Annotated in this window: 21 protein-coding genes; 10 read left to right on the forward strand and 11 right to left on the reverse strand. The window is 72.7% G+C overall.

The annotated features are described in order from the left end of the window. Nucleotides 1–72 precede the first annotated feature (72 nt). The gene (locus JL106_RS15350; RefSeq protein ID WP_205261607.1) at nucleotides 73–651 is read left to right on the forward strand and encodes a vWA domain-containing protein; all 579 of its coding nucleotides are present in this window, start codon (nucleotides 73–75) and stop codon (nucleotides 649–651) included. A gap of 103 nt (nucleotides 652–754) precedes the next feature. Here JL106_RS15350 and JL106_RS15355 read toward each other — a convergent pair whose 3' ends face one another. The 3 genes from JL106_RS15355 to metG all read right to left on the reverse strand — a co-directional run bounded on the left by JL106_RS15355 (nucleotide 755) and on the right by metG (nucleotide 5,222). Then, nucleotides 755–2,212 (reverse strand): ubiquitin-like domain-containing protein, encoded by a 1,458-nt coding sequence (locus JL106_RS15355; protein WP_205261608.1) that lies wholly within the window; start codon nucleotides 2,210–2,212, stop codon nucleotides 755–757. A 275-nt stretch (nucleotides 2,213–2,487) separates the two neighbouring features. Further along, complete coding sequence (locus JL106_RS15360) at nucleotides 2,488–3,297, reverse strand: TatD family hydrolase (RefSeq protein WP_205261746.1); 810 nt, start codon at nucleotides 3,295–3,297, stop codon at nucleotides 2,488–2,490. Between the two features lie 71 nt (nucleotides 3,298–3,368). After that, nucleotides 3,369–5,222 carry a methionine--tRNA ligase gene (gene metG / locus JL106_RS15365; RefSeq protein ID WP_205261609.1) on the reverse strand — a complete coding sequence of 618 codons (1,854 nt, stop codon included), beginning with the start codon at nucleotides 5,220–5,222 and terminating at the stop codon, nucleotides 3,369–3,371. A gap of 79 nt (nucleotides 5,223–5,301) precedes the next feature. Between metG and JL106_RS15370 the strand changes: the two genes are divergently transcribed. Both JL106_RS15370 and JL106_RS15375 read left to right on the forward strand, forming a co-directional pair. Continuing rightward, nucleotides 5,302–5,766 carry an RbsD/FucU family protein gene (locus JL106_RS15370; RefSeq protein WP_205261610.1) on the forward strand — a complete coding sequence of 155 codons (465 nt, stop codon included), beginning with the start codon at nucleotides 5,302–5,304 and terminating at the stop codon, nucleotides 5,764–5,766. A 49-nt stretch (nucleotides 5,767–5,815) separates the two neighbouring features. Then, nucleotides 5,816–6,175, forward strand: coding sequence for a VOC family protein (locus JL106_RS15375; RefSeq protein ID WP_205261611.1), 360 nt, complete (start codon nucleotides 5,816–5,818; stop codon nucleotides 6,173–6,175). A gap of 44 nt (nucleotides 6,176–6,219) precedes the next feature. On the opposite strand, the gene JL106_RS15380 is transcribed toward JL106_RS15375, so the two are convergent. From JL106_RS15380 to rsmI, 4 genes are all read right to left on the reverse strand, one after another. Further along, the gene (locus tag JL106_RS15380) at nucleotides 6,220–6,483 is read right to left on the reverse strand and encodes a hypothetical protein (RefSeq protein ID WP_205261612.1); all 264 of its coding nucleotides are present in this window, start codon (nucleotides 6,481–6,483) and stop codon (nucleotides 6,220–6,222) included. Nucleotides 6,484–6,578: 95 nt separating this feature from the next. After that, a complete protein-coding gene (gene gndA / locus JL106_RS15385; protein ID WP_205261613.1) occupies nucleotides 6,579–8,033 on the reverse strand; it encodes an NADP-dependent phosphogluconate dehydrogenase in 1,455 nt (484 codons plus the stop codon). 164 nt (nucleotides 8,034–8,197) lie between these two features. Then, the gene (locus JL106_RS15390; protein ID WP_205261614.1) at nucleotides 8,198–8,677 is read right to left on the reverse strand and encodes a GatB/YqeY domain-containing protein; all 480 of its coding nucleotides are present in this window, start codon (nucleotides 8,675–8,677) and stop codon (nucleotides 8,198–8,200) included. Between the two features lie 47 nt (nucleotides 8,678–8,724). Beyond that, nucleotides 8,725–9,543 carry a 16S rRNA (cytidine(1402)-2'-O)-methyltransferase gene (gene rsmI, locus JL106_RS15395; RefSeq protein WP_236007776.1) on the reverse strand — a complete coding sequence of 273 codons (819 nt, stop codon included), beginning with the start codon at nucleotides 9,541–9,543 and terminating at the stop codon, nucleotides 8,725–8,727. Between the two features lie 117 nt (nucleotides 9,544–9,660). On the opposite strand from rsmI, the gene JL106_RS15400 reads away from it, so the two are divergent. The 4 genes from JL106_RS15400 to JL106_RS15415 all read left to right on the forward strand — a co-directional run bounded on the left by JL106_RS15400 (nucleotide 9,661) and on the right by JL106_RS15415 (nucleotide 14,668). After that, on the forward strand, nucleotides 9,661–11,541 hold the full coding sequence (locus tag JL106_RS15400) for a dolichyl-phosphate-mannose--protein mannosyltransferase (protein ID WP_205261615.1): 1,881 nt from the start codon (nucleotides 9,661–9,663) through the stop codon (nucleotides 11,539–11,541). 172 nt (nucleotides 11,542–11,713) lie between these two features. Next, complete coding sequence (locus JL106_RS15405) at nucleotides 11,714–12,337, forward strand: superoxide dismutase (protein WP_205261616.1); 624 nt, start codon at nucleotides 11,714–11,716, stop codon at nucleotides 12,335–12,337. Between the two features lie 139 nt (nucleotides 12,338–12,476). Then, nucleotides 12,477–13,577: an MBL fold metallo-hydrolase gene (locus JL106_RS15410; protein ID WP_205261617.1), complete on the forward strand. Its 1,101-nt coding sequence runs from the start codon at nucleotides 12,477–12,479 to the stop codon at nucleotides 13,575–13,577. Further along, nucleotides 13,574–14,668, forward strand: coding sequence for a TIGR03617 family F420-dependent LLM class oxidoreductase (locus JL106_RS15415; protein WP_205261618.1), 1,095 nt, complete (start codon nucleotides 13,574–13,576; stop codon nucleotides 14,666–14,668). The genes JL106_RS15410 and JL106_RS15415 overlap by 4 nt, the downstream gene beginning before the upstream one ends. Here JL106_RS15415 and JL106_RS15420 read toward each other — a convergent pair. From JL106_RS15420 to JL106_RS15435, 4 genes are all read right to left on the reverse strand, one after another. Beyond that, entirely contained in the window at nucleotides 14,625–15,551 is a 927-nt protein-coding gene (locus JL106_RS15420; protein WP_328842531.1) for a DUF72 domain-containing protein, read from the reverse strand. The two genes, JL106_RS15415 and JL106_RS15420, sit on opposite strands and share 44 nt — an antisense overlap. A 23-nt stretch (nucleotides 15,552–15,574) precedes the next feature. Beyond that, complete coding sequence (locus JL106_RS15425; RefSeq protein ID WP_205261620.1) at nucleotides 15,575–15,910, reverse strand: thiamine-binding protein; 336 nt, start codon at nucleotides 15,908–15,910, stop codon at nucleotides 15,575–15,577. A 63-nt stretch (nucleotides 15,911–15,973) separates the two neighbouring features. Then, nucleotides 15,974–17,443 carry a Rho termination factor N-terminal domain-containing protein gene (locus JL106_RS15430; RefSeq protein ID WP_205261621.1) on the reverse strand — a complete coding sequence of 490 codons (1,470 nt, stop codon included), beginning with the start codon at nucleotides 17,441–17,443 and terminating at the stop codon, nucleotides 15,974–15,976. Between the two features lie 127 nt (nucleotides 17,444–17,570). Then, nucleotides 17,571–18,554 (reverse strand): cation diffusion facilitator family transporter, encoded by a 984-nt coding sequence (locus JL106_RS15435; protein WP_205261622.1) that lies wholly within the window; start codon nucleotides 18,552–18,554, stop codon nucleotides 17,571–17,573. Between the two features lie 253 nt (nucleotides 18,555–18,807). Between JL106_RS15435 and JL106_RS15440 the strand changes: the two genes are divergently transcribed. From JL106_RS15440 to JL106_RS15450, 3 genes are read left to right on the forward strand one after another with little or no spacing between them, the layout of a single operon-like run. After that, on the forward strand, nucleotides 18,808–20,532 hold the full coding sequence (locus JL106_RS15440; RefSeq protein WP_236007744.1) for a circularly permuted type 2 ATP-grasp protein: 1,725 nt from the start codon (nucleotides 18,808–18,810) through the stop codon (nucleotides 20,530–20,532). Further along, nucleotides 20,526–21,494, forward strand: a complete 969-nt coding sequence (locus JL106_RS15445; RefSeq protein WP_205261623.1) for an alpha-E domain-containing protein — start codon at nucleotides 20,526–20,528, stop codon at nucleotides 21,492–21,494. Before JL106_RS15440 ends, JL106_RS15445 begins: the two co-directional genes overlap by 7 nt. Then, nucleotides 21,491–22,408, forward strand: coding sequence for a transglutaminase family protein (locus JL106_RS15450; RefSeq protein WP_205261624.1), 918 nt, complete (start codon nucleotides 21,491–21,493; stop codon nucleotides 22,406–22,408). The genes JL106_RS15445 and JL106_RS15450 overlap by 4 nt, the downstream gene beginning before the upstream one ends. The last annotated feature ends 205 nt before the right edge of the window (nucleotides 22,409–22,613 follow it).

A 22,613-nucleotide genomic window follows, 5' to 3' on the forward strand; every position in this document is an offset into this window, starting at 1 on the left:
CAGCTCGATCTCGCGGCCCGCTGACCGAGTTCGAGCACCCAGTTCTCGATCCTGCCCGCGGAAGGCATCCCGATGACCGACCCGACCCTCACCGACATCACCATGCTGCTCGACCGTTCCGGCTCGATGCAGTCGATCAAGGACGACACCGTCGGCGGGTTCGCCGCGTTCATCGAACGGCAGCGCACCCAGCCGGGCACCTGCCGGGTCACGTTGGCCCAGTTCGACGACTGGTACGACGTCGTCTACACCGCCCGGGATGTCGCCGACGTCCCACCGATGGATCTGGTGCCTCGGGGCAGCACCGTGCTGCTCGATGCGATCGGTCGGGTCGTCGCCGAGACCGGTGAACGGATGTCGGCGACGCCCGAGGCGGAGCGGCCCGGCGCGGTGATCGTCGGGATCATGACCGACGGGATGGAGAACGCCTCGCGCGAGTGCACGGCCGACGTGATCAGGACGGTGATCACCCGGCAGGAGGAGCAGGACGGGCGGACGTTCCTGTACCTGGGCGCCGATCAGGACGCGATCACCGTCGGCGGGCGGATGGAACTCCCCGCCGATCGCTCGATGACGTACTCGCCGGGCCGCGCCGCCGCGGCCTGGGCCGCCCGCAGCGCGGCGTCGTTCACGGAGGGACCAGCGCCGTGATCGGTCGACTGATCGGACGGCCCAGGCCCCGAGACGACCGAAGGCCGGGTGTCGTCCCTCCCCCGCAGGGACGACACCCGGCCTCCGCCGCAGTGCGGTTGCGTCAGCCGGCGTAACCGCACGCCCACGGCGAGAGCCCGCGGGACGCGTACAGCCGCTCGGCGACGGCGATCTGCTGCTCACGGGTGGCCAGGTCCGCCCGCGACGCGTACTGCTGACCGCCGGCCGAGTTCCAGGTCGACTGGTCGAACTGCAGGCCGCCGTAGTAGCCGTTGCCGGTGTTGATCGACCAGTTGTTGCCGGACTCGCACCGCGCGATGCCGTCCCAGTTGACGCCGGAGCTGCTGGCCGGGGCCGCGGCACCGGTGTTGCCCGAGCGGGAGGACGACGAGCTCGCGGAGGACGCCGCCGGGGCAGCCGGCGCCGCGGCGGCGGCCTTCTTGGTGCCGACCTTGGTGATGGTCGGCAGCGCCTCGACGGTGGTGGTGGAGGCGACGTCCTGCGGCGCGCCGGGCACGCCGTTGGTGGTGACCACCCGCACGGTGACGTCCACCGAACCGGGCCGGCCCTGCTGGACGACCTGGGTGGTGCCCTGAGCCAGCGAGCTGTCCTGCTGGGTCTGGTCGGCCGGCTGGGCGACCGCGCGGGTCTGCACGCTGTCGGTGGTGCTGATCCGGGTCACGGCCACCTGCAGTCCCTCGGACACCGGGGTCTCGGCGGCCGGGGTCAGCGTGTCCTCGGGCCCGAGGGTGACCCCGGCGGCGGCGAGCACGTCGCCCACGGTCGCGGCCTCGGTGGGCGCACTGACCACCGGATCCGCCCCCACGGCCAGGGCCACGGTCGGCAGCGTCACGACACTGACCTGCAGGCCGTCGGTGACCGGGGTGTCGGCGGCCGGGCTGACCCGGTCGGCCGCGGCCAGGGTCACGCCCTGCTCGGTCAGCAGATCGCCCACGGTGTCGGCGGTCGACTCCACCGGCGTCGCGGCCGCGCCACGCACGGACAGCGCGACCTCGTGCAGCGTGTCGGCGGTGACAGCCAGGCCGTCGAGCGGGATCTCGCGCGAACGATTGGCGGACAGCTGGAAGTCGGCCGGATCCTGGCCGAGCTCGGTCATGGCCTGCTCGACGGTGCCGGCGGTGGTCCACAGCTGCTGTTCCTGACCGTCCACGGTCAGGGTGAGCAGGCGGCCGCGCTGCAGCACGATCTGCGAGCCGTCGGAGATGCTGGTGCCGGCGGCGGGCGCCAGCCGGTCGTGCTCGCCGACGCTCAGCCCCGCGGACTCCAACGCTCCGGCGACCGACCCGGCGAGGGTGGACACCTCCTGCTGCTGGCCGTCGACGGTGATCGAGACGGTCTTGTTCACGGTGACCAGCACGCCGGTGCTGACCGCGGCGACCACGGCGATGGCGGCCACCCCGACCAGCAGCGGGCGGCCCAGCCCCCCGCGACGGCCGGGCGCGGCGTGGGCCGGCTGCGCGGCCACGATCGTGGTGCTGGCGTCGTCGACCGGTGCGGTGGCGTCAGGAGTCGCTTCGGGGGTGCTGTCGTGCTGCGTCAAGTGTCATCCGAACCTGGCAGGGTCCGGGCAGGGCAGGGTGCCTCCCGAGCCGAGCTCGACATCCGGACACGGACACGGCGCGGCTCAGCTCGGACGGCACCGGTGAGCGGTGTCGTCCGGACGGTCAGGGCTGACGCGAGTGGACAGGTCTGGCGTGCACCCGGGAACCCATCCCGGTTGGTATCACGGAACGATAACGACGGACCGACGTCCGGGCAACGAGGTGAGATCGGGACAACACTTCCGCGCGTCTGATCTTCGCTCCGCGAACTTGGTCAGACCGGCGCCGGCAGCCCGTACACCCGGCGGGCCGTCGCGGCCACGGCCGCCGCGGTGCCCTCGGGGTCCTGCTCGCGCAGCGCGGCCAGCGCCCGGATCGTCCACGGCAAGGCGAACGGCTCGTTGCGGCGGCCCCGGTGCGGATGCGGCGTCAGGAACGGCGCGTCGGTCTCGGCCATCAGCTGGTCGTCCGGCACCAGCCGGGCCGCCTCGGCCAGCTCGCGGGCGTTGCGGAAGCTGACCGGTCCGGCGAACGAGAGCACCCAACCGGCGTCGATGCACCACCGGGCCATCTCAGCGTCGCCGGAGAAGCAGTGGAAGATCACCGTGTCCGGTGCGCCGTGGGCGTCCAGCACCCGCAGCACGCCCTCGTGCGCGTCCCGGTCGTGGATCATCAGCGGCTTGCCCACCCGCTTGGCCAGCTCGATGTGCCAGGCGAAGGCCCGCTCCTGCTGCTCGTGCGGCGCGGCGTCCCAGTAGTGGTCCAGCCCGGTCTCGCCGATGGCCACCACCCGCTCGTGCCCGGCCAGCTCGGTGAACGCCCGCTCGGTGGCCGTGTCCAGCTGGTCCGCGCGGGTCGGGTGCAGGCCGACCGCCGCGACCAGGTCGGGATGCCAGCCCGTCGCCTCGACGGCCCACCGGGCACTGGCCAGGTCGTCCCCGACCGTGACGACCTGCCGGACGCCCACCGCCGCGGCGCGGTCCATCGCCGCCCGGACATCCGCCGCGTCCACACACCCGCAGGCGTCCAGGTGCGTGTGCGCGTCCACCGTGGCGGTGCGCAGCGGCTCCGGAGCCGGCAGCAGGGTCTTGCCGGCGACCGCCGGATGCCCGGCCCAGGTCGCGGTCCCGTCGCTCGGAACCGGATCGGCCGAGCTCACGGGGCGATCGGGGCCCAGTCCGGACCCGTCTCGCCGAGCTTCGTGTCCAACTTGGGGAACAGCGGGGTCGGCTTGCTCAGCGGGCGACCGACCTCGAGGGGCCGGCGCTGCCAGACCGCCTGCTCGTCGGCGTAGTCGCCGGTCAGCACCGGGTAGGACCGGGCCGGCGGCACCCCGACGCCCTCGACGTCGTCGTCGAAGTCCTCGACCTCGACCACCCGCGGCTGGGCCGCCCACACGCCGCTGTCGCCGAGCGCCTCGTGCACGGCCTGGCTGGAGTGCGGCAGGAACGGGGTGAGCAGCGCCTTGACGTCGTCCACCACCTGCAGGGCGGTGTGCAGCACGGTGCCCTGCCGCTCCGGGTCGTCCTTGAGCTTCCACGGCTCGGCGTCCGACAGGTACTTGTTGGCCGCCGAGGCCACCCGCATCGCCTCACCGATGGCGGCCCGGAAGCGGCTGCGCTGCAACAGGTCCCCGACCACGGTGAAGCCCTGCTCGGCGGTGGCCAACAGGGCCACCTCGGCCTCACCCAGCGTGCCCGGCGTCGGCACCACACCGAAGTTCTTGTGCGCCATGCTGATCGAGCGGTTGACCAGGTTGCCCCACTCGTTCGCCAGCTCGGAGTTGGTGCGCCGCACGAACTCGTCCCAGGTGAAGTCGGCGTCCTGGTTCTCCGGGCCGGCCGCGGCGATGAAGTAGCGCAGCGCGTCCGGGCCGAAGCCGGCCAGGAAGTCGCGGACGTAGATCACCGTCCGGCGGGAGGTGGAGAACTTCGACCCGCTCATGGTCAGGAACTCGCTGGAGACCACCTCGGTGGGCAGCTGCAGCGCGCCGAGAGCTCCCGGGCTGCCGCCCTTGTCGCCCCGCCCGTCGTAGGCCAGCAGCTCGGCCGGCCAGATCTGGGAGTGGAAGGTGATGTTGTCCTTGCCCATGAAGTAGTACTGGGCAGCCTGCTGGCCGGCGCCGTCGGCGCTCCAGAACCGTTGCCAGGCATCGGCATCCGTGCCGAACCGGCGGGCCCACTCGATGCTGGCCGACAGGTAGCCGATGACCGCGTCGAACCAGACGTACAGCTTCTTGTCCGGCCGGTCGCGCCAGCCGTCCAGCGGCACCGGGATGCCCCAGTCGATGTCGCGGGTCATCGCCCGCGGGCGCAGGTCGTCGAGCAGGTTCAGCGAGAACTTCAGCACGTTGGGCCGCCAGTCGGTGCGGCTGCGCAGCCACTCCCCCAGCGCGCCGGCCAGCGCGGGCAGGTCCAGGAACAGGTGCTCGGACTCGACGAACTTCGGGGTCTCGCCGTTGATCCGGGACCGCGGGTCGATCAGGTCCACCGGATCGAGCTGGTTGCCACAGTTGTCGCACTGGTCGCCGCGGGCACCGTCGTAGCCACAGATCGGGCAGGTGCCCTCGATGTAGCGGTCCGGCAGGGTCCGCCCGGTGGACGGCGAGATGGCCGACATGGTCGTCTGCGGCACGAAGTAGCCGTTGCGGTGGACCGTGCGGAACAGCTCCTGCACCACCGCGTAGTGGTTGCGGGTGGTGGTCCGGGTGAACAGGTCGTAGGACAGGCCCAGCCCGGCCAGGTCGTCCACGATGACCCGGTTGTACCGGTCGGCCAGCTCGCGCGCGGTGACGCCCTCCTGGTCGGCCTGCACCAGGATCGGGGTGCCGTGCTCGTCGGTCCCGGAGACCATGAGCACGTCGTGGCCGGCCATCCGCTGGTACCGGGAGAAGACGTCGGCCGGGACGCCGAACCCGGAGACGTGTCCGATGTGCCGGGGTCCGTTGGCGTAGGGCCAGGCCACCGCGGTCAACACCGGCGCGGCGCCGGCCCCAGTACCCACAGTCATGGTCGACACGGTAGTCGGCGCGTGGCAGCCGTCCGTACCGATCCCGCCCCGACCGCCCGGGCTGCGTGGCAGGGTGCAGGTGCCCGCCGTCCCCGTCCCCCGTTCCGGAGTCGACGCCATGCTCAAGCTCATCCCGGCCCTGCTGACCCCGGACCTGCTGCACTCGCTGGCCCTGATGGGCCACGGCGACCGACTGGCCGTGGTGGACAGCAACTACCCGGCGCACTCCCGGCACCAGCGGGTGCACGAGCTGTTCGGTGCGGACACGGCCACCGCGACCCGCGCCATCATGCAGCTGCTGCCGTTGGACGACTTCGTCGAGCCTGCGGCGCACCGGATGGTGCCCGACGGCGACCCGGCCTTCCGCTCACCGTCGCACGACGCGTTCGAGGCCGAGCTGTCCCGCGTCGAGGGCCGGGCGATGACCGCGGCGCCGATCGAGCGGTCCGCGTTCTACGAGGCGGCGCGGGAGGCGTTCGCGGTGGTGCACACCCTGGACGCCGTGCCGTACTCCTGCTTCCTGATCACCAAGGGCGTGATCTGAGGAGATCGGCCTGAGGCACCTGTCGGTGCTCGGTGGCATGCTCGCGGCCATGCAGATCGATCACATGGTGGTGGTCTTCGACGCGGCCGACCTGACCGCCGAGAGCAGCTTCTGGGCCGCCGTGCTGGGGGCGACGGTGGACGCCGACGACGACTGGCACCGGGTGCAGGTGGACGACCGGACGGTGGTCGCGGTCCAGCTGGCCCCGGACCACGTCCCGCCGCAGTGGCCGGACGGGCCCATGCGCCAGCAGATCCACCTGGACGTGTGGGTGGACGACTTCCCGGCGGCGCACGCCGAGGTGGTGCGGCTGGGGGCCCTGGTGCTGCAGGACGCCCGGCCGGGCGACGACTTCGCGGTCTACGCCGACCCGGCCGGGCACCCGTTCTGCCTCTGCTTCGACGTCTGACGCGGCCAGGGGCCCCAGCCGGCCGGGTGGATGGGTCAGGTGCGTCAGGACGTGGAGCGGTTGTCGTGCCAGTTGTTGATCGCCTTCGCCTCGTCCTCCCGGGACGAGCCGTTGCCGGCCACGGTGCGGGTGTCGTCGTTGAGGTCGTGCTCGTCGATGGCCTGCTCGGCCGCAGCGATCTTGTCGTCGAACGCATCGGGGTAGGTGTCGGCCATGGTGGCCGGGCTGTTCATCTCGTCGGAGTCGTCCGCCGGGTCGCGCACGTCGTCGGACTGATCGGTGATGGCCTGCTGGTCGGGATCGCTCATGGGGTGATCCATACCCGCCCGACCGAGCCCGGAAACAGGACCGGCCCGGCCCGCGCGGGGCGGGCCGGGTGGTGCCGTCGATGCGTCAGGCAGTGTCAATCAGTCGCGACCTCGCTGCGGTCACCCGACCACAGCGTGTGGAACGAGCCGTCCCGGTCCACCCGGCGGTAGGTGTGCGCGCCGAAGAAGTCCCGCTGGCCCTGGATGAGGGCGGCGGGCAGCCGCTCGCTGCGCAGCCCGTCGTAGTAGGCCAGGGCGGTGGAGAACCCGGGGGCGGGGATGCCGTTGGTGGCGGCGAAGACGACCGTGCGCCGCCAGGCGTCCTGGGTGCCGGCGATGGCGTCGGTGAAGTACGGCGCCAGCAGCAGCGACGCGGGCTGCTGCGCGGCGGAGTCGTACGCCTCGGTGATCCGGTTCAGGAACTTGGCGCGGATGATGCAGCCGCCGCGCCAGATCCGGGCCACCGCCCCCAGGTCGATGTCCCAGCCGAACTCCTCCGCGCCGGCGATGATCTCGTCCAGGCCCTGGGCGTAGGCGACGATCTTGGACGCGTAGAGCGCCAGCCGGACGTCCTCGACGAAGGCGTCCCGGTCGTCGACCGAGCCGGCCGCCGCCGGACCGGGCAGGTCCTTGGACGCGGCGCGCTGCTCGGCCAGCGAGGACAGCCCGCGGGCGAACACCGCCTCGGCGATGCCGGAGACCGGCACGCCCAGGTCGAGCGCGTTCTGCACGGTCCAGGTGCCGGTGCCCTTCATGCCGGCCGCGTCGACCACGACGTCGATGAACGGCTGGCCGGTCTCGGCATCGACCTGCTTGAGCACCTCGGCGGTGATCTCGATGAGGAACGAGTCCAGGTCGCCCCGGTTCCACTCGGCGAAGACGTCGGCCAGCTCGGCCGGGGTCAGCCCGGCGCCGCGACGCAGCAGGTCGTAGGCCTCGGCGATGAGCTGCATGTCGGCGTACTCGATGCCGTTGTGCACCATCTTCACGAAGTGGCCGGCACCGTCGGTGCCGATGTGGGTGCAGCAGGGCTCGCCGTCGACGTGGGCGGAGATCTTCTCCAGCATCGGGCCGAGGGAGTCGTAGGACTCCTTCGACCCGCCCGGCATGATCGACGGCCCGAGCAGCGCACCCTCCTCACCGCCGGAGATGCCGCAGCCGACGAAGTGGATGCCCTGCTCGCGCAGTGCGGCCTCGCGGCGACGGGTGTCCTGGAACTTGGCGTTGCCGCCGTCGATGAGGATGTCGCCGTCCTCGAGCAGCGGCGCCAGCTCGTCGATCACGGCGTCGGTCGGGCCACCGGCCTTGACCATGATCACGATGCGACGGGGCTTGACCAGCGAGGCGACGAACTCCTCGGCGCTGGTCGAGGGGACGAAGTCGCCGTCGCCGCCGTGCTCGGCGATGAGGGCGTCGGTCCTGGCCTGGGTGCGGTTGTGCACCGCGGTGACGAAGCCCTTGGAGGCGAAGTTGCGCGCCAGGTTGGAGCCCATGACGGCCAACCCGGTCACGCCGATCTCGGCGCGCGCGGTGGTCTGGGTGTCGGTCATGCGGAGCCTCCGGGAAGCAGGACGACACCGGTGCCCGTGGTGCCGCCGAGGACGGGTGGTGCTGATGGTCAGGACGTTGGGGCCGGCCGGGTCGACGAGGTCCGGGACGCCGCCGACCAGCCTGACGCATGGCGGTCGGTGCCGCGCACCTGGGTGGGCCCCGATCAGGCCAGCGCGGCCCGCACCGCAGCGGCGACCCGGGCACCGTCGACCCGGCCGGCCGCGCGGGCCTGCACCGCCTTGATGAGCTGCCCCATCTGCTTCATGGTCACCGGCGTGCCGTCGGCCTCCAGCTCGCCCCGCGCGGACCGGACGAGCTCGACCAGTTCCTGCTCGGACAGCGGCTGCGGCAGGTAGCGGCCGAGCACCTCGGACTCGGCCCGCTCGCGGTCGGCCAGCTCGGTCCGGCCGGCGCCGTCGAACGCCTCGGCCGCCTCCCGCCGTTTGCGCACCTCGCGGCCGAGCACCGCGATCACCTCGTCGTCGGTGAGCTCCTTGGCCGTGTCCCCGGCCACCTCGGCGGTGGTGACCGCGGCCAGCGCCATCCGCAGCGTGGCGGTGGCCGTGGTGTCCCGGGCCTTCATCGACGCGGTCAGGTCGGCGCGCAGCCGGGCCTTGAGGCCGGCGTCAGCGGTGTCGGTCATGGGGTTGCTCCTGTCGGGACTGAGGTGGGACAGCGGGGGACGGCGGGTCAGCCCGGCGCGGTGGCGGCGGCGTAGACCTTCCGGCGGGGCAGGCCGTGCTGGGCGGCGATCCGGTCGACCGCGTCGCGGCGACTGGACCCGGCGTCGACCAGCGCGTCCACGGCCGCCCGGAGAGTGGCGTCGTCCACCTCACGGAGAACGGCGGGCGCGCCGGCGACCACCAGGGTGATCTCGCCGCGGGCGGTGGCGGCGCCGGCGGCCAGCTCACCGAGCGTGCCGCGGCGGACCTCCTCGTAGGTCTTGGTCAACTCCCGGCACAGGGCGGCGGGCCGGTCGGCCCCGAACGCCTCGACCATGGCCGCGAGCGACTCGGCCAGCCGGTGCACCGACTCGAAGAACACCATCGTCCGCGGCTCGTCGGCCAGGGCGGCCAGGGCGCGGCCCCGGTCGCCGGCCTTGCGCGGCAGGAACCCCTCGAAGCAGAACCGGTCGGACGGCAGCCCGGACAGGGCCAGGGCGGTGATGACGGCGCTCGGCCCGGGCACGGTGGTGATCGGCAGGCCGGCCTCGGCCGCGGCGGCGACCAACCGGTACCCGGGGTCGGAGACCGACGGCATGCCGGCGTCGGTGACCACCGCGACGGTGTCGCCCTGCCGGATCCGGTCCAGCAGCCGGGGGATCCGCGCCTGTTCCACCGACTCGTAGTACGAGACCACCGCGCCGCGCACCGTCACGCCCAGGTCGTCGGCCAGCCGGTGCAGCCGACGGGTGTCCTCCGCGGCGACCACGTCGGCCTCGGCCAGCAGTTCGCACAGCGCGGACGAGGCGTCCGCGGGCCGGCCCAGCGGGGTGCCCGCCAGCACCAGCCGGCCGGTCCGATCCGGTCCGGCCGACGGTGACGACGGTCCCGCCGGGGACGCGGCCCGGGACTCGGCGCGGGCGGACGACACGGTGCTCACGTCGGCCACCCTACGATCGGGCGCATGCCGTCCACGCCCGTCGACTCCAGCGTCGACGGGCTCGACGCCCCGGCCGTGGGACGTCCGGCCGACGATCGCGGCCGGGCCGGCGACGACGCCCCCGGGAACGGCCCGCTGCGCTGGCGCGGGCCGACCCGACCCGATCCGGCCGCCGATCGCTCTGGCAGTGGCACTGGCACTGGCACCGACGCCATCCCGACGTTCGACGACCAGCCCGGCGGGGTCGTCCCGATCGGCGCGGTGCCACCCGTCGTGCCGCCGGTGACCTCCGGCCGACGGCTGGCTCCGGTGCTGGTCGACCCACCGACGGACGCCCTGCGCGGCTGGATCGTCACGCTGGTGCTCACGCTCGTCGCCGCCGTGGTGCGGTTCTGGCAGTTGGGCTACCGCACCGACGGCGGCACCCCGCTGTTCGACGAGAAGTACTACGCGCTGCAGGCGGCCGAGATGCTCCGCAACGCGGGCGTCGAGGACGACCAGGCCTACGGGGTGGTCGTGCACCCGCCACTGGGCAAGCAGTTGCTGGCGATCGGCGAGTGGATCGCCGGGTACACCCCGACCGGGTGGCGGCTGGTCCCGGCCGTGGCCGGGGTGCTGTGCGTCTTCCTGATCGTGCGGGTGGTGCGCCGGATGACCCGGTCCACCCTGCTCGGCGGCATCGCCGGCGTGCTGCTCATCTGCGACGGCGTCAGTCACGTGCAGTCGCGTTCGGCTCTGCTGGACATCCTGCAGACGGTGTTCGTGCTGGCCGCGTTCGCCTGCCTGATCGCTGACCGCGACCAGGTCCGGGCCCGGCTGATGGCGGACCCGCACGGCTTCCTCGGCCCCCCGGACGGCCGCCGGGCGGTCCTGGCGCAGCGTGTCGGTGCCGTGCTCGGCGCGCGGTGGTGGCGCTTCTCGGCCGGCGTGCTGCTCGGTCTGGCGCTGGCCGTGAAATGGTCCGGCGTCTACTGGATCGCCGGGTTCGGCGTCATGGTGGTGCTCTGGGACATCGGCGCGCGTCGCGACGCCGGCATCCGCCGCCCGCTCGGCGCGGTGGTGCGCCGCGACCTGCTGCCGTCGTTGTGGTCGCTGGCCGTCGTGCCCCTGCTGGTCTACGTGGGCACCTGGTGGGCCTGGCTGACCGCCGAGGTGGCGTGGCCGCGGCACGTCCTGGTCGCCAGCGAGCGGTTCCGATCGGACTGGAAGAACGGCCTGCTGTACGACCTCAGTTCGGTCTGGGACAACGCGCTGTGGCAGTGGACGTGGAAGATGCTCGACTTCCACTCCCACCTGCTCACCCCGGAGGACCCGGCCAACCGGCACCCGTGGGAGTCCAAGCCGTGGGCCTGGCCGCTGAGCCTGCGCCCGGTGCTCTACTACTCCCCCGCGACCGGACAGGGCTGCGGCGACGGGCCGACCGACTGCGTCAAGCGCATCCTGCTGGTGGGAACCCCAGCCTTGTGGTGGGTCTCGCTGTTCGTGCTGGCCTGGGCGATGTGGCGGGTGGTCGCCCGGCTGGACTGGCGGTACGCCGCCGTCCTGGTCGGCTACGGCGCCGGGTACCTGCCGTGGTTCACCAACCTGGACCGGCAGATGTACTTCTTCTACGCCACCCCGCTGGCCCCGTTCCTGGTCATCGGCATCACCCTCGTGCTGGGCGACATCCTGGGCCGCGCCAGACGTCCGGTCCCCATCGGGGCCGGCAGCGCCGGCGACCCGGCGCAGGACACCACCGGCCTGCGCCCGCAGGGCGCCGAGCGCCGCTGGCTGACCATCGCCCTGGTGGCCCTGTACGTCGGTCTGGTGGTGGCCAACTTCATCTGGCTGTGGCCGATCCTGAACGGCGAGCCGATCACCCAGGAGCGGTTGCGGCTGGAGACCTGGCTGCCGTCCTGGGGGTGACCGGCCGCCCGACGGTCAGCCGAGGGGCGTCCGGGGCCCGGGTATAGGGTCGATCACGGGTCCGATCAGCCGTGTCGCGCCGCTGGAGGAACGGCAGCGCCGAGGTTGCTGAGAGCGACTGATGACGGCGATCGATGACCACGTCCGCACGTGTTCGTGAGAAGGAGACGGCATGGCCCAGTACACACTTCCCGATCTGCCCTACGACTACGGCGCACTCGAGCCGTTCATCTCGGGCCAGATCATGGAGCTGCACCACAGCAAGCACCACGCCACCTACGTCAAGGGCGCCAACGACACCCTCGACCAGCTGGCCGAGGCCCGCGAGAAGAACTCCTTCGGCTCGGTGATGGGCCTGGAGAAGACGCTGGCGTTCAACCTGGGCGGCCACGTCAACCATTCGATCTTCTGGCCGAACCTGTCCCCGGACGGCGGCGACAAGCCGACCGGCGAGCTGGCCGCCGCGATCGACGACGCCTTCGGCTCGTTCGACGCCTTCAAGGCCCAGTTCACCGCGGTGGCGGGCAGCATCCAGGGCTCCGGCTGGTCGATCCTGGCCTGGGACACCCTGGGCCAGCGGCTCAACCTGTTCCAGCTGTACGACCAGCAGGGCAACCTGCCGGCCGCGCAGATCCCGATCGTGGTGCTGGACATGTGGGAGCACGCCTTCTACCTGCAGTACAAGAACGTCAAGCCCGACTACGTCGCCGCCTGGTGGAACGTCGTCAACTGGGCCGACGCGCAGGCCCGCTTCACCGCGGCCAGCACCAGCACCAGCGGTCTGGTCATCCTCTGACCGACCGGCTCGACCGTTGATGGCGGCGGCTCCCTGCGGGGAGTCGCCGCCATCGGCGTCTGCGGGGTCCGGCGACATCGCGCCATCTGTTTCGGACGGCAACCGTCCGAAGAGTCCGTCGACGTGTCATGCTGCCGGGGTGGTGAACGCGACGACGCCCGAACCCGACCCGACCCGACCGGAGTTCCGGATCACCGGGCAGGCCCAGTACGACGCCTGGCAACGGCGCGAGCAGCCCGGCATCGAGCAGCTCCGGGACACCGTGTGGTCGGTCCCCGTGCCCTGGGCCGGCAGCCCCATCCGGTACACGTTCTGCTACGTGGTGACCGCCGCGGACGGCGCCCTGGTGGTGGATCCCGGCTGGGACAGCGACGAGGGCTGGGCGCTGCTGGTCGAGACGCTCGCCCGGGCCGGCCGGACGCCCGAGCAGGTCTCCGGCATCGTGATCACCCACTTCCATCCCGACCACCTGGCCATGGTCGAACGCCTGCGGGACGTCAGCGACGCCTGGGTGGGGCTGCACCCGGCGGACCAGCGCGTCCTGGGCCCATGGCACCGGCGCACCCAGGGCCTCGATCCGGAGGACGCCCGCGCCGCCGCCGAGCGGGAGGAACAGTGGCTCGTGCGCAGCGGCGTGCCGGCCGACGCCCGGCGGGCCATGGAGATGCGGCAGGGTCCGGCCGGGTTCCGGCTGCCCGGCCCGCCGTTCCGCGACCTGGTCGACGGGGACGAGCTGGACACCGCGGCCGGCCCCATGCAGGTGCTGCACACCCCCGGGCACACCGCCGGCTCCATCACCCTGCTGCTGCCCGAGGTGTCGTTGATCCTGACCGGCGACCACATCCTGCCGCGCATCACCGCCAGCATCGACTTCGGCGCCGAGCACGCCGGTGACCCGCTGGCCGACCACTACGCCTCGCTGCGCCGGTGCGCCGAGCTGGCCACCGGACCGCTGGCCGACGTCGAGGTCGGACCGGCCCACGAGTACCGGTTCTCCGGCCTGGCCGCGCGCTGCCAGGCGCTCATCGACGCCCACGACGAGCGTTCGGCGGAGATCCTGGACGCGATCAGCCGGGTCGGGTCGCGGCTGTGGGACGTCGCGGCGGAGATCTCCTGGTCCCGCGGCTGGGACGGCCTCAACCCGATGAATCGGCGGATGGCGTTGCGCGAGACGGAATGTCATTTGGTGCACCTCGCCGCCGAGGGCCGCATCGACGAGCTCGAGGAGCGTTCGGCATGACCACCACCCCGGCACCGTCCGACGCCGCGCCGACCGGGACCACGGCGGCCGGCTCCGGGATCGCCTTCGACAGCGGCATCGCCGAGACCGATCCGGACATCGCCGGCACCGCGACCCGTCTCGAGCAGCAGGGCTACGGCGGGCTGCACATCGCCGAGCTCACCCGCGATCCGTTCATCAACGCGGCACTCGCCCTGACCGCCGCCCACCAGGCCACGGTGGCCACCCAGGTGGCGGTGGCGTTCGCCCGGAACCCGATGACGGTGGCGCTGTCCACCCGGCACCTGCAGGACCTCTCCGGCGGCCGGTTCGTGCTGGGCCTGGGCACCCAGGTCGCCGCGCACGTGACCAAGCGCTTCTCCATGCCGTGGTCCAAGCCGGCCGCCCGGATGGAGGAGTTCATCCGCGCCCTGCGGGCCATCTGGCAGACCTGGGACACCGGCGACCGGCTGGCGTTCCGGGGCGAGTTCTACACGCACACCCTCATGACACCGGCCTTCTCGCCACCGCCGGCCGCGGCCGGCAACTCCCCCATCCACCTGGCCGCGGTGGGTCCGCTCATGTGCCGCACCGCGGGCCGGGTGGCCGACGGGGTCGTCGTGCACGCGTTCTGCACGCCGAAGTACCTGGCCGAGGTGATCACCCCGGCCGTGCAGGGCGGCCGCGCGGAGGCGGAGGCCGACGGCATCGCGGACAGCCGGCCGCCGTTCCAGATGGTGGCCCCCGTCTTCGTCGTCACCGGGGCGACCGCCGAGCAGCGGGAGTCCGCGCGCAGCAAGGTGTCCCAGCAGATCGCGTTCTACGGCAGCACCCCCGCCTACCGGGACGTGCTGGCCGGGCACGGCTGGGGCGAGTTGGCCGATCAGCTGCACGCCCTGTCGGTGAGCCGGGATCCGGGCAAGTGGACGGCGATGGGCGAGCTCATCACCGACGACGTGCTGGCCGAGTTCGCCGTCGTCACCGACGATCCGGCCGACGTGCCGGCCCAGGTGGTCCGGCGGTACCGCGGTCTCGTCGACCGGGTGGTGGTCGGCCGGCCCGAGGGCGTCAGCGTCGAGGACTGGTCCGCGGCGATCCGGGCGGTCGGCTGAACTCGGGCACCGGGCGGGCCACCCCGACCCGCTCGGCCAGCCGGCGCGCGTCCCGCGGCGCGTTGGCCGAGCCGTCGTTGTCGAAGAAGACGTACACCGCTCGCACCCCGGGGATGCGCCGCCAGTCGTGCACCCGGTGCGCCCACCAATCCAGGCCTTCGTCGGAGTAGCGGCTGGCGTACAGCTCCTGGTCGCCGTGCAGCCGCACGTAGACGACATCGGCGGTCACCTCGTCGACCCAGACGAACCGTCGGGCGGTGTCGGCCACCACCAGCGCGATGTTCCGATCGCGGCACTGGGCCGCGAACTCCGGCGCGGCGAAACTGTCGTGCCGCACCTCGATCACGTGCCGCAGCGGCCGCACCGGGAGTTCGGTGCCCGGGTCCAGCAGGTCCCACCAGTGTCCGACCCGATCGATGGTGGCTCCGTCGGCGCGGGCGGCCAGCTCGGTGGCCGCGGCGGTGTCGTCGGGCAGCAGGTCGAAGAACGCGGCGATGCGGTCCGGGTCGTACCGCATCCGCGGCGGCAGTTGCCAGAGGAACGGGCCGAGCCGGTCGCCCAGCAACAGCATCCCGGAGGCGAAGAAGTTGGCCAGCGGCTGGGCCACGTCCCGCAGCTGCTTGAGATGGGTGATGAACCGACCACCCTTGACGGCGAAGCGGGTGCCGGCCGCGGGATCGGCGGGATCCCGGTCGTCCCACCGCACCTGCGACCAGCTCGACCAGCTGCTCGGCCGCTGCAGCGAATAGAACGACCCGTTCACCTCCAGCGCGTCGAAACTGGCGGCGGCGTACGCCAGTTCACTCCGCTGCGGCAGACCGGGCGGGTAGAACGCGCCGCGCCACCAGTGCGGGTAGCGCCAGCCGGACAACCCGATGTGCACCGGTGCCGGTCCTGCCGGATCGCTCACTCCGTCGCCGGGTCCGCATCCTGCAGCCGCGCCTCGACGCGCTCGACCTTGCCGGCCAGTTCACCGGTGTCGTGGCCGGGCCGCAGGTCCGCCTTGAGCACCAGCGAGACCCGGCTGCCGTACCGGGCCACCGCCTCGGTGGCCCGGCGCACCACGTCGAAGCACTCGTCCCAGCTGCCCTCGATGGTGGTGAACATGGCGTCGGTCGAGTTGGGCAGGCCCGACTCCCGCACGATCCGCACCGCATCGGCCACCGCGCGGGACACCGAGTCGGCCGCCGCGCCCGGCGCAGGGACGCCACCGGACGGGGACACTGAGAACGCGACGAGCATGGACGCTCCTTGCTGCAGTCGGGCTCCGCAGGGCGGAGACGGGATCAGGGGCGGCAGCCCGGCTCAGTCGTCGCCGGACCCGGTACGCGCAGCGCGGAGCGCCTCGATGAGCTCGTCCTTGCTCATCCGCGACCGGCCGGGGATGTCCAGCTTCTGGGCCAGCACGTACAGCGCGGCCCGGCTGGCCCGGGCGTCGACGCCGGCCTGCACCGGCGTGTCGGTGGCCGGCTGACGACGTCCGGACGTCCGGCGGCCGGTCGACGGGGTGGGGCGCTCGGCGCGGGACCGGCCGGTCCGCCGCGATCGGCGGTCCGCGGCCGGAGCCTCCTGGTCGCTCGCCGGGGTGGCGCCGACGGGCGCGCTGCCGTCCGGGACGGCGACGGTGGCGGACGGCGGGACGGCCACCTCGGTCGACGGCGGGACCGCGACGGTGCCGGCCGAACGGGCCGGGCTGCGCCGCCGACGGGGTGCCGGTCCGGCGGGCAGGTCCTCGTCGGTGACGGACCGGACGGTGCCGGCCGGTTCGGCCACGAACGCGGTGTGCGGCAGGTCGGTGCCGGCCTCGTCGGCCGGGAACAGGCCGGGCGTGGCCGGCTCCGCACCGGCATCCGGCGCCGTGCTGTCGTCCGGGCCGGTGGCCTGCACCGCCGCCTCGAGCAGGTCGTCCGTCGAGTCGTGCGCGACGGCCGCGGCGACCCGGTCGTTGGTCGGCGCCAGCGTGTGGGAGGCGTCGGCGAGCTCGACGTCCGGGTGACCGGCCGCCGGCTCGGCAGCGTCGGCAGATCCGGACCCGGACTGCGCTGACGGTGCTGACGGTCCGGTGAGGACGACCGGGGCGGGCGGGCCCGACTTGCGGGCCGCCGCGGCCACCTGCTGGGCCGCCTCGAACGCGGCCTGCTGAGCCGCCGCCTGCTGGGCGGCGCGCTCGGCGTCGGCCGCGGTGCCGGACCCGGTGCCCGCGGCGCGCCGGTCGGCCCGCATCGCTGCGGATCGCTTCGGCTCGGCCTGCTGCTTCGCGGCAGCCTTCTTCCTGTCGGCCGCCTTCTTCTTGTCGGCCTTCTTGGTGTCAGTCTTCTTCTTGGCGTCAGCCTTCTTCTTGGCGTCAGCCTTCTTCTTGGCGTCAGCCTTCTTGGCGTCAGCCTTCTTCTTGGCGTCAGCCTTCTTGGCGTCAGCCTTCTTGGCGTCAGCCTTCTTGGCGTCAGCCTTCTTCTTGGCGTCGGCCTTCTTGGCGTCGGCCTTCTTCTTGTCGGCCGCCCGCTTCGCCTGGGCCTTCTTGTCCGCAGCCTTCTTGTCCGCAGCCTTCTTGTCCGCAGCCTTCTTGTCCGCAGCCTTCTTGTCCGCAGCCTTCTTGTCCGCAGCCTTTTTCTTCTCGGCAGCCTTCTTCTTGGCCTCAGCCTGCTTGACCTCAGCCTGCTTGGCCCCAGCCTTCTTGCTCGGCGCCTTCGCGTCGGCCGCTCGCTCCGTGGCCCGCTTCGTGGTGCCGGCCTCGTCCTGGTCAGCCTGCTCGGTCGCGGTCCTGCTGCTCGACGCCAACTGGAGCTCCTCCGTCGTCCTCGGTCCTGCGCGATCGCTGGGATCCCGCCGCGCGGCGCGCGGTCACTGCTGCCGATCCTGCCCGGACGGGCCGGTGCGGCGCACGTCGCGCGACCCGGCGCCGGGCTCAGCCGTGGACGTCGGCGGCCGGATCGACCGGATCGGCCGGGGCCGCCGGCTGCTCCCCCACCGCCCCGGTCGTGGTCCGCAGCAGGTCGGGCTCCAGGTACAGCACCCGCGCCACCGGCACCGCGGCCCGCACCCGGGCCTCCACCTCGTTGATCGTCGACGCCACCTCGGCGGCCGAATCGGTCGCCGCCACCGCGATCTTCATGCCGACCAGCAGCTCGTCCGGACCCAGGTACAGCGACTTCATGTGGATGATCCGGACCACGCCCGGGGTGCCCTCGGCCGCACCGCGGATCGCGTCGGTGTCGGCCGGCGACGCCCCCTCCCCGACCAGCAGGCTCTTGACCTCGATGCCCAGCACGATGGCGACCACGATCAGCAGCACCCCGATGGCGACCGTGCCGATGCCGTCCCAGACGCCGTCGCCGGTGATGACCGCGAGCCCCACCCCGAACAGGGCCAGGAACAGGCCGACCAGCGCGGCGATGTCCTCCAGCAGCACCACCGGCAGCTCCGGCGCCTTGGCCCGCCGGACGAACTGCATGATCGAGATGCCCTGGCGGTGCGGCGCCGACTCCTTCAGCGCGGTGCGCAGCGAGAACGACTCCAGCGCGATCGCCACCACCAGCACCGTGATCGGCAGCCAGGCCGCTTCGATGGCCTCCGGGTGCTGGATCTTGTGCACCCCCTCGTAGATCGAGAAGACCCCGCCCACGCTGAACAGGATGATCGCGACCATGAACGCGTACACGTAGCGCTCGCGCCCGAATCCGAACGGATGCTCCGGCGTCGGCGCGCGGCGTGCGCGGCGACCGCCCACCAGCAGCAGCACCTGGTTGCCGGAGTCGGCCAGTGAGTGCACCGACTCGGCCAGCATCGACGACGAGCCGGAGATCAGGAACGCGATGAACTTGGTGACCGCGATGCCGAGGTTGGCGCCGAGCGCCGCGACGATCGCCCTGGTCCCACCGGAGGAACTCATGGCTGCATCCTGCCGCGCGCCGATCCGGTCCGGCGCGCGGGCCGCGCGACATGCCGCGCAGCGGATCTCGGACCGCCGATGCACCGCGGTCTTGCGTGGACGGGGCCGGGAACGGGTACTGGGGCAGCCCCGGAACGGACCGGGGCACCGGGCCCGCCGGGGACGGCGGGGGTGACCTGCCGGCAATCGCCCGGAAACCTCGGGGAGGAGCGTGGACATGACACCGCAACACGGCGGACCTACGGTTCTCGCCATGGCCGACCTCTTCGAGGACTACCCGTTCGGCCCGGCCTGGGACGAGATGTTCGCCGCGCCGGGCAGCATCCGCACGGCGTACGAGTCGGTGTACTCGGCGCTGCAGACCATGGACGCCGCCGACCTCGCCGCCCGGGCCGAGATCATGGGCCGCACGTTCCTGGACCAGGGCATCACCTTCGCCCTCGGTGGCGTGGAGCGGCCGTTCCCGCTCGACCTGATCCCCCGGGTGATCACGCCCGAGGAGTGGCGCACGGTGGAGACCGGTGTGCCGCAGCGGGTCCGGGCCCTCGAGGCGTTCCTGGCCGACGCCTACGGACCCGGGCGGATCTTCGCCGACGGCGTCGTCCCGCGCCGCCTGGTGACCACCTCACCGCACTTCCACCGGCAGGTCGCCGGCATCGGCGGGCAGGACGGCGCCCGCATCGTGATGGCCGGCATCGACCTCATCCGCGACGAGGAGGGCACCTTCCGGGTCCTCGAGGACAACGTGCGGGTGCCGTCCGGGGTGTCGTACGTGCTGGAGAACCGGCAGGCCGTGGCCCAGGTCCTGGCCGAGGCCGGCGGCGACCAGCTGGTCCGGCCGGTGTCCGAGTACCCCGGCCGGCTGCTGGCCGCGCTGCGGGCGGTCGCCCCCTGGAACGTCACCGACCCGTCCGTCGTGGTGCTGACCCCCGGCGTCTACAACTCCGCCTACTTCGAGCACACCCTGCTGGCCCGCGAGATGGGCGTCGAGCTGGTCGAGGGCCGCGACCTCATCTGCCGGAACAACCGGGTGTACGTGCGCACCACCACCAGCGAGATGCCGGTGCACGTCATCTACCGGCGCATCGACGACGAGTTCCTCGACCCGGTGCAGTTCCGCCCCGACTCCATGCTCGGCGTGCCGGGCCTGATGAACGCGGTCCGGGCCGGCAACGTCAACGTGGCCAACGCGGTCGGCAACGGCATCGCCGACGACAAGCTCGTCTACACCTACGTGCCCGACATCATCCGGTACTACCTCGGCGAGGATCCGATCCTGCCGAACGTCGACACCTACCGGCTGGAGGATCCCGAGCACCGCGAGTACGCGCTGGAGCACCTGGCCGACCTGGTGCTCAAGCCCGTCGACGGCTCCGGCGGCAAGGGCATCGTGATCGGGTCCAAGGCGGACGCCGCCACCCTGCACCGGGCCCGGGCGACGGTGCTGGAGAACCCGCGCGGCTGGATCGCGCAGCGGGAGATCGCCCTGTCCACCGTGCCCACCCTGATCGGCGACAAGATGCGGCCGCGGCACGTGGACCTGCGGCCGTTCGCGGTGAACGACGGCCAGCAGGTGTGGGTGCTGCCCGGCGGGCTGACCCGGGTGGCGCTGCCCGAGGGCGAGCTGGTGGTCAACTCCTCGCAGGGCGGCGGCTCCAAGGACACCTGGGTGCTGGCCGGCGCCACCGGACCGGAGCTGGAGTCGGACCCGGCACTGGAGATGCCCGGCGCCAGCGAGGCGACCGTGCTGATGCCGGCGCTGCGGTTCGACGACGGACCGTCGTCCCCGACGGCGTTCCAGTCGATGAGCCCGGGCGGCACGGCCCAGATCGCCGGTGACGTCGAGCAGCGGCTCTCCTTCGAGCCGCCGGCCGCCGCCCCGGACGGACCGAACCTGCGCAGCCAGCAGGGTCAGCAGCAGCAGCACCGCATCACTGCGCCTGTCCCCGGAACACCCGAGGAGGACCCGACGTGTTGAGCCGCATCGCCGAGTCGCTCTACTGGCTGGGCCGGCACGTCGAACGGGCCGACTGCACCGCGCGGATCCTGGACACCTACCTGCACCTGCTGCCCGCGGGCAGCTGGCAGGGCGACCACCAGGTCATCCACTCGCTGGTCGACTCGATGGGCCTGGCCCCAGCCGACGGCGAGCCGTCCGCCATGGACTCCGGGCAGCTGATCCGCAGCCTGGTGTTCGACCGGGAACGGGCCTCGTCGGTGGCCGGTGCCCTGGTCGCCGCACGCGACAACGCCCGCGGCGTCCGGGACGCCATCCCGCTGGACGTGTGGGAGTGCCTGAACGTCACCTGGCACGGGCTGCGCACCCGGGAGGCCAGCGGCGCCGGTCCGCACGTGTTCCTGCGCTGGGTCGGCGAGCGCTGCGCCATCGCGGCCGGTCTGGTCGACCAGGTGATGAGTCATGACGAGGGTTGGCAGTTCCTGGTCGTCGGCCGGTCGCTGGAGCGCGCCGACATGACCATCCGGCTGCTCGCCGCGGCCGACTCGGAGACCGGCTCGGTGCCGCCGTGGCGGGCCCTGGTCAGCGCCTGCGGCGGCTGGGAGCCGTACGTCCGGTACGCCGGCGGCGCCATCGGGCAGCGCAGCGCCACCGAGTTCGTGCTGCTGGACCGGCAGTTCCCGCGGTCGGTGCTGCGGTCGCTGAGCATGGCCGAGTCCTGCCTGGCCGAACTGGAGGCGGTCGGGGCCCGGCAGGTCCGGGATCCGCGTCGCGATCCTTCGTCTGCGCGCCGGATCGTCGGGCGGATGCGCACCGGACTGGACTACCGCACCGGCGGTGAACTGGCCGACGACCGGATGCAGCTGCTGGCCAGCCTGCAGCGGACGGTGGCCAGCGCCCACACCGCGGTCACCACGTCGTTCTTCCGCCGGGAGGACACCATCACCTGGGCGAACCTGGGCACTGACGGAGGTGCGGCATGACCGGCCCGACCGCTGGGGATCTCCGCGCCGACCTGCGCGCGGCCGCCCCGACCGCCGTGCCGCCGGCCGACATCTGGCGGCTGCTGGTCGTGCACCGCACCGTGCTCACCTACCCGGACACGGTGACCACCTCCTACAACGAGGTGCGGATGCAGCCGGCCGACGAACCGGGTCAGGCCGTGCTGTCGGCCCGGCTGGAGCTCGACCCGTTCGAGGGGGTCCTCGGCTTCCACGACTACTTCGGCACCCGGGTCGCCGCGTTCGACGTGCACCGCCCGCACCGGCAGCTGGTGGTCACCGCCACGTCCACCGTGGAGACCTTCCCACCGACGCCGGCCGCGCCGTCCTGGTCGTGGGCGGAGCTGGAACGCTCCGGCGTGGACGACCGGTTCGAAGAGTTCCTCACCCCGACCCCGCTCACCCAGCTGGACGACGAGCTCACCGGGATCGCCGCCGAGCTGCGCGCGGCCGCGGCCGACCCGCGGGCGGCCGGCCTGGCCGTGTGCGATTTCGTGAACCGCACCCTGACCTACGAGGCCGGCGTCACCGGCGTCTCCACCTCGGCCCTGGAGGCCTGGACCGCGCGGCGCGGGGTGTGCCAGGACCTGTCCCACCTGGCCATCGGACTGCTGCGATCGATGGGCGTCCCGACCCGGTACGTCTCCGGCTACCTGCACCCGGACCGTACGGCCGACATCGGCCGCGCGGTCACCGGGGAGTCGCACGCGTGGGTCGAGTGGTTCGACGGCACCTGGTTCCGGTTCGACCCGACGAACGGCCACGAACCGGCCCAGGCCCACGTGGTGGTCGGCCGCGGACGCGACTACGGCGACGTGCCACCGGTCAAGGGCGTCTACGCCGGGCCGGACGCCATCGGCAACCAGGTCACCGTCCGAGTCACGCGACTGCGCTGATCGGCCGAGCGAGGCACGAGGGAGGCCGGGTCAGCGCCATCGGCGCACTGCTGATCACCTGTTCCCCTCTCGGGAACTCCCGTACACCGTCCGACGTTGCCCTGCCGTCCACGGGACGTGGAGTGCGTCGCCCGACCGGGTGGGCTCACCGGCCGCGTCCGACGCGCGGCGGCGACCGCCGGACGGTCGCGTTAGGGTCGCAGGA

This window comes from Nakamurella leprariae (assembly GCF_016918035.1).
GTDB lineage: Bacteria > Actinomycetota > Actinomycetes > Mycobacteriales > Nakamurellaceae > Nakamurella > Nakamurella leprariae.

What these genes read in the sequence shown, in the direction of transcription:
- JL106_RS15350 (WP_205261607.1), top strand. Translation starts at nt 73, where the DNA reads ATGACCGACCCGACCCTCACCGACATCACCATGCTGCTCGACCGTTCC.
- metG (WP_205261609.1), bottom strand. Translation starts at nt 5,222, where the DNA reads ATGACTGTGGGTACTGGGGCCGGCGCCGCGCCGGTGTTGACCGCGGTG.
- JL106_RS15375 (WP_205261611.1), top strand. Translation starts at nt 5,816, where the DNA reads ATGCAGATCGATCACATGGTGGTGGTCTTCGACGCGGCCGACCTGACC.
- JL106_RS15380 (WP_205261612.1), bottom strand. Translation starts at nt 6,483, where the DNA reads ATGAGCGATCCCGACCAGCAGGCCATCACCGATCAGTCCGACGACGTG.
- gndA (WP_205261613.1), bottom strand. Translation starts at nt 8,033, where the DNA reads ATGACCGACACCCAGACCACCGCGCGCGCCGAGATCGGCGTGACCGGG.
- JL106_RS15390 (WP_205261614.1), bottom strand. Translation starts at nt 8,677, where the DNA reads ATGACCGACACCGCTGACGCCGGCCTCAAGGCCCGGCTGCGCGCCGAC.
- JL106_RS15400 (WP_205261615.1), top strand. Translation starts at nt 9,661, where the DNA reads ATGCCGTCCACGCCCGTCGACTCCAGCGTCGACGGGCTCGACGCCCCG.
- JL106_RS15405 (WP_205261616.1), top strand. Translation starts at nt 11,714, where the DNA reads ATGGCCCAGTACACACTTCCCGATCTGCCCTACGACTACGGCGCACTC.
- JL106_RS15415 (WP_205261618.1), top strand. Translation starts at nt 13,574, where the DNA reads ATGACCACCACCCCGGCACCGTCCGACGCCGCGCCGACCGGGACCACG.
- JL106_RS15425 (WP_205261620.1), bottom strand. Translation starts at nt 15,910, where the DNA reads ATGCTCGTCGCGTTCTCAGTGTCCCCGTCCGGTGGCGTCCCTGCGCCG.
- JL106_RS15435 (WP_205261622.1), bottom strand. Translation starts at nt 18,554, where the DNA reads ATGAGTTCCTCCGGTGGGACCAGGGCGATCGTCGCGGCGCTCGGCGCC.
- JL106_RS15440 (WP_236007744.1), top strand. Translation starts at nt 18,808, where the DNA reads ATGGCCGACCTCTTCGAGGACTACCCGTTCGGCCCGGCCTGGGACGAG.
- JL106_RS15450 (WP_205261624.1), top strand. Translation starts at nt 21,491, where the DNA reads ATGACCGGCCCGACCGCTGGGGATCTCCGCGCCGACCTGCGCGCGGCC.